Origin of the sequence: Spongiactinospora gelatinilytica (genome assembly GCF_003236385.1) — a bacterium.
GTDB classification, from domain to species: Bacteria; Actinomycetota; Actinomycetes; order Streptosporangiales; family Streptosporangiaceae; genus Spongiactinospora; species Spongiactinospora gelatinilytica.
Window position 1 is genome coordinate 1 of record NZ_POUA01000442.1, and the last position, 5770, is coordinate 5770.

Annotated in this window: 5 protein-coding genes; 2 read left to right on the top strand and 3 right to left on the bottom strand. The window is 71.6% G+C overall.

Annotated elements, in window-relative coordinates:
* Both C1I98_RS34180 and C1I98_RS34185 read right to left on the bottom strand, forming a co-directional pair.
* On the bottom strand, nucleotides 1–451 hold a 451-nt coding region (locus C1I98_RS34180; protein ID WP_199537436.1), incomplete at its 3' end, for an ImmA/IrrE family metallo-endopeptidase.
* A 362-nt stretch (nucleotides 452–813) separates the two neighbouring features.
* Entirely contained in the window at nucleotides 814–1269 is a 456-nt protein-coding gene (locus C1I98_RS34185; RefSeq protein WP_111171467.1) for a helix-turn-helix domain-containing protein, read from the bottom strand.
* A 387-nt stretch (nucleotides 1270–1656) separates the two neighbouring features.
* Between C1I98_RS34185 and C1I98_RS34190 the strand changes: the two genes are divergently transcribed.
* Nucleotides 1657–2832 (top strand): thiolase family protein, encoded by a 1176-nt coding sequence (locus C1I98_RS34190; RefSeq protein WP_438672129.1) that lies wholly within the window; start codon nucleotides 1657–1659, stop codon nucleotides 2830–2832.
* Entirely contained in the window at nucleotides 2829–4922 is a 2094-nt protein-coding gene (locus tag C1I98_RS34195; RefSeq protein WP_233508423.1) for a 3-hydroxyacyl-CoA dehydrogenase NAD-binding domain-containing protein, read from the top strand. Before C1I98_RS34190 ends, C1I98_RS34195 begins: the two co-directional genes overlap by 4 nt.
* A gap of 4 nt (nucleotides 4923–4926) precedes the next feature.
* Here C1I98_RS34195 and C1I98_RS34200 read toward each other — a convergent pair.
* Nucleotides 4927–5770 (bottom strand): APC family permease (locus C1I98_RS34200; RefSeq protein WP_146607814.1); only part of this gene is annotated, 844 nt, incomplete at its 5' end.

The following is a 5770-nucleotide window of genomic DNA, read 5'->3' on the forward strand; positions in this document are numbered from 1 at the left end:
GGACTGGTCGTCGGGCGGCCCCCCCGCCCGACGACCAGTCCAGTGCGGTCATGAGGCGACGGGCCAGCGAGCCGGGGCGAACACCCCGCCGCGGCCGGCGGGCGCGCTGCTGGATCAGCGTGGCCAGCAGCTCCGCCTCCTGCTCCTCGATCGCCGTGTAGGAGGTACGGCCGAGCATGCGGACCACCATGCCGGGGTCCAGGTCGGGCAACAGCGCCCGGGCCAGCTCCGCCGCGGGGTCCGCGACCCGGTAGTGGTCGCACAATAGGTGGCTCAGCTCGTGCAGGATGATGTGCTCTTGGTGCGGCGGCGTGGTCGCGTCCTCGTAGAAGATCACGTCGGCCGTCTCCGTCGCCACCCACAATCCCTGCACGCCGGGGTTGCCGGTCATCGGCAGCAGGTGGATCGGGCGTCCCCGCTCCTCCGCCAGCGTGGCGCACAGAACGCGCACGTCGAAGGGCGTGGGCAGGGTGAGGGCGTCCAGCCGGGCTTCGCAGCGCAGCCGGAGGCGCTTCAGCGATGCCCTTCCCGCCTTGCCGGGCAGATCGCCGTCGCCGCGGCCCGGGTCCGGAACCGGGGCCTCGCCGTCCGGTCCGTGCCGGGACGAGTGCGGCGGCCCGTCGGGCGCCGGTCGGCGTGCGCGAGAGCGGCCGATCGCGGAGCGAATCCAGCGAAAACAGCGCGCAAGAGTATGGACAGTTATTGCGAGGTCGCGCGGCATAGCGTCCCCGTCCCGAATTGAGCGGCCCCCCGTAGGTCCGCCTGAGCAGATACTAGCGCGGGTGTCCAGCCCGCTTTCAAGGGTCTGCCCGTTTATTCGGATCGCATACTATCGGCGTGATCGCCCGCGTCGCCCAATCCTTCCAGTTCGCGGACGCGTTCCAGCATCTCGGTGATGGCGTCCAGACTCTTGGTGGAAAGGCCGGAGGCGCGCAGCGCGATCTGCCGGATCGAAGAATCGCGAAGTGCGGTGAGCAGCGCCAGTTCGGCGTCGATGCGCTCGGCGGCCGCGTCGTCGAAGAAGTAGGCCGGCGGCACGCCGAAGAAGTCGGCCAGCGCCTCCAGGTGGCGCATCGTGGGGTTGTCGCGCAGGCCCTTGCGGAGCTGCCAGATGTAGGTGCCGGAGATGGTGGGGCCGCCGCGCGCCTTCAGCGCGTCGGAGACCTCCTCGAACGTGTATTCACCGCCGCCTTTCGGCCGCACGGTGCGAAACAGGTGGTCCAGCTTGGCGGCGAGGCTTTTCCTCGCCTGCCGCGGCGTGTCCGGCACCTCACACCCCCGGGTGGGCTTGCCTCGGCGTGCTGCACATGGAGGCAGTCTACACGCATCAACTGGGGTAGAGGAGTTATGCTAACTCTGTTTTCCACAGTTGACGAATCGCTAATCACGAGTTTATGTTCGATCCACAGTCGTCAACTGGAGTTGATAGACCGTTCCACGGCGGGCCCGAACCACTCGGCTCCTTTTCCGTGGCGCTTTCACAAAGGCCACATCGCGCAGGTGGCGCTGGGGGCGAGAGCAGCCCCCGGACGGGAAGCGGCATCCCGTCCGGGGGCGCCCGCGCGCCGCGCGTGCCAGGCTTGTTACTCATGAGTAGCATGGAGGCGTAGCCAACCAGCCGCAAGGAGCGATCCCGTGCCATCCACTCGTGACGTCGTGTTCGTCGACGGCGTGCGCACGCCGTTCGGCAAGTCAGGGCCCAACGGCCTGTACGCCGAGACCCGCGCGGACGACCTGGTCGTCCGGGTCATCCGCGAGTTGCTGCGCCGCAATCCCGCCCTGCCGCCCGAGCGCGTGGACGAGGTCGCCATCGCGGCCACCACGCAGACCGGCGACCAGGGCCTGACCATCGGCCGGTCCGCCGCCGTACTGGCCGGGCTGCCGAAGAGCGTGCCTGGGTACGCGATCGACCGGATGTGCGCGGGCGCGATGACGGCCGTCACCACCGTCGCGGGCGGCATCGCGTTCGGCGCCCACGACGTCGCGGTGGCCGGAGGCGTGGAGCACATGGGCAGGCACCCGATGGGCGACGGCGTCGATCCCAACCCGCGCTTCCTCTCCGAGCGCCTGGTCGACCCCTCCGCGCTGGTGATGGGCATGACCGCGGAGAACCTGCACGACCGCTACCCCGCGATCACCAGGGAGCGGGCCGACGCCTACGCGGTCGCCTCCCAGGACAAGGCCGCCAAGGCGTACGCCGACGAGAAGATCCAGCCCGACCTCGTCGAGATGGCGACCAGGTCGGCCGAGCGCGGCTGGGGGCTGGCGACGGCGGACGAGGCGCCCCGCCCCGGCACCACGCTGGAGAAGCTGGGCACGCTGAAGACGCCGTTCCGCCCGCACGGGCGGGTCACCGCGGGCAACTCCTCCGGCATCAACGACGGCGCCACCGGCTGCCTGGTGGCCGCCGCCGGCACCGCCGCCGAACTCGGCCTGCCGGCCAGGATGCGGCTGGTCTCCTACGCGTTCGCCGGGGTCGATCCCGAGGTGATGGGGATCGGCCCGATCCCGGCCACCGAGCGGGCCCTGCGGCTGGCCGGCCTGTCCATCGGCGACATCGGCCTGTTCGAGATCAACGAGGCGTTCGCCGTGCAGGTCCTGGCGTTCCTCGACCATTACGGGATCGCCGACGACGATCCACGGGTCAACCCCTACGGCGGCGCCATCGCCTACGGCCACCCGCTGGCGGCCTCGGGCGTCCGGCTGATGATCCAGCTCGCCCGGCGGTTCGCCGAGCGGCCCGACATCAGGTACGGCATGACCACCATGTGCGTCGGCCTGGGCATGGGCGGAACGGTGATCTGGGAGAACCTGAACGAGGAGGCCAAGTGAGCCTGTCCACCTGGCGGTCCGTGCTGCTCGCGCGGGCCTCCGACGAGATCGTCACCCAGGCGCTGGTGCGCGACGTGGCACTGCCGTACGGCGCGGGCACGATGGCCCTGATCACGCTGGACAACGGCTTCGACCACACCAGGCCCAGCACCTTCGGCGCGCAGGGCCTGCTGGCGCTCAACGGGGCCCTGGACGGCATCGCCGCCCGGACCGACATCGCCGCGGTCGGCGTGACCGGCAAGCCGTTCATCTTCGCGGCGGGGGCCGACCTGAAGGGCGCCACCCGCCTTTCGACCCGCGAGGAGGCCGGGGCCATCGCCGCGCTCGGCCACCACGTGATGCGCCGGCTGGGCGAGCTGGACGTGCCTTCGTTCGCGTTCGTCAACGGCGCGGCGCTCGGCGGCGGCCTTGAGGTCGCGCTGCACTGCACGTACCGGACGGTCTCCTCCGGGGTCACGGCGATCGCGCTGCCGGAGTGCTTCCTCGGCCTGGTGCCCGGCTGGGGCGGCTCGCAGCTCCTCCCCCGGCTGGCCGGCCCGGACACGGCGGTGAAGCTGATCATCGAGAACCCGCTCGCCCAGAACCGGATGATCAAGGGGCCGGAGGCGGCCGCGCTGGGCATCGCCGACGTGCTGCTGGAGCCGGCCGACTTCCTTGAGGAGTCGCTGCGCTGGGCGGCCCGCGTGCTGCGCGGCGAGGTCAGCCCGCCGCGCACCGACCACACGGCCACCGACTGGGAGCCGGCCCTGCGGCGGGCGCGCGACCTGGTGGCGCTGAAGGTGCGGGGCGCGACCCCGGCCCCCTACCGGGCGCTGGACCTGATCGAGCTGGCCCGTACGGCCGGCCGCGACGAGGGTTTCGCCGCCGAGAACGACGCGCTGACCGAGTTGCTGACCGGCGAGGAGCTGCGCTCCGGCCTGTACGCCTTCGACCTGGTCCAGCACCGGGCCAAGCGGCCCGCGGGCGCCCCGGACAAGTCCCTGGCCAGGAAGGTCGGCAAGGTCGGCGTGGTCGGGGCCGGGCTGATGGCCGCCCAGCTCGCGCTGCTGTTCGCCCGGCGGCTGGAGGTCCCCGTGGTCCTCACCGACCTGGACGCCGAGCGCCTGGACAAGGGCGTCGGCCACGCGCACGCCGAAATCGCCAAGCTGCGCGAGCGCGGCCGGGTGAGCGCCGACCAGGCCAACCGGCTCACCGGGCTGATCACCGGCTCGCTGGACAAGGCCGCGTTCGCCGACGCCGACCTGGTGATCGAGGCCGTCTTCGAGGACCTCGGCGTCAAGCAGAAGGTCCTCGCCGAGGTCGAGTCGGTCGTCACCGCCGAGTGCGTGCTGGCCACCAACACCTCCTCGCTGTCGGTGAGCGAGATGGCCGCCGGGCTGCGCCACCCCGAGCGGGTCGTGGGCATCCACTTCTTCAACCCGGTCGCGGTGCTGCCGCTGGTGGAGGTGATCAGGGGCGAGCGCACCGACGACGCCACCCTGGCCACGGCCTTCGCGCTCGGCGCGACGCTGCGCAAGAACTGCGTACTGGTCAAGGACGCGCCCGCGTTCGTGGTCAACCGGCTGCTCACCAGGTTCATGGGCGAGGTGGTCACCGCCGTGGACGAGGGCACCCCGATCGAGGTGGCCGACCACGCCCTGGACGACCTCGGCCTGCCGATGACCCCGTTCACGCTGCTCCAGCTCGTCGGGCCTGCGGTCGGCCTGCACGTGGCCGAGACGCTGCGCGCGGCCTTCCCCTCCCGCTTCGAGGTGCCGGCCGGCCTGTCCGCCCTGGTCGCGGCGGGCAAGCCCGGGGTCTACCGGCCCGACCTGACGCTCGATCCGGAGGCCGTCGCGCTCTTCGCGGGCGGCGACGCCCCCTCGACGCCGGAGCAGGTCCGCGAGCGGGTGCTGCGCGCCCTGGCCGAGGAGATCCGGATCATGCTCGACGAGGGCGTGGTCGCCGACCCCAGGGACATCGACCTGTGCATGGTGCTCGGCGCGGGCTGGCCGTTCCACCTGGGCGGGATCACCCCGTACCTGGACCGCACCGGCTTCGCCGAACCGCGCTTCCTGGCCAGGGGCGTCGCCTCGATGCCGGCGGCCTGAGCGCTCAGCCCCTGGGCGCGTCCTGCGCGCCCAGGTGGCGCCGCGCGACGCGGCTGTGCCGCCTGCCGTACACGAAGTAGACGGCGATCCCGACCGCCATCCAGATCAGGAACCGCAGCCAGGTCTCGACCGGGAGGTTGGCCATCAGGTAGATGGACGCCAGCACGGCCAGGATCGGCACCAGCGGCACCACCGGCGTGCGGAACGCCCGGGGCAGGTCGGGCCGGGTACGGCGGAGCACGATCACCGCGATGGACACCACCACGAACGCGAACAGCGTGCCGATGTTCACCAGTTCGGCGAGGGCAGACAGCGGGATGAACCCGGCGAGCAGCGCGGTGACCGTACCGATCAGGATCGTCACCCGCGCGGGCGTACCGAACCTGGGGTGGACCGTGGCGAGGCCCTTGGGCAGCAGGTTGTCGCGGCTCATCACGAACAGCACCCGGCTCTGCCCGAGCATCATGATCAGCACGACCGTGGTCAGCCCGGCGATCGCGCCGATGCTGATCACGGTCGCCAGCCACGGCTGGCCGACCGCCCGGAACGCGTCGGCCAGCGGCGCGGCCGAGCTGAGCTGGGAGTACGGCACCATGCCGACCACGACCAGCGAGACCGCCACGTACAGCGTGGTGCAGACGATCAGCGAGCCGATGATGCCGATCGGCATGTCGCGCCGCGGGTTCTTCGTCTCCTCCGCGGCGGTGGCGACGATGTCGAACCCGATGTAGGCGAAGAAGACGATGGCGGCGGCGGAGAAGATGCCCGCCACGCCGTACGCGGTGGGGGTGACCCCGAAGAGCACCTGGATGAGCGGCGCGCCGAGCCCCGACATCTCGGGGGTGGAC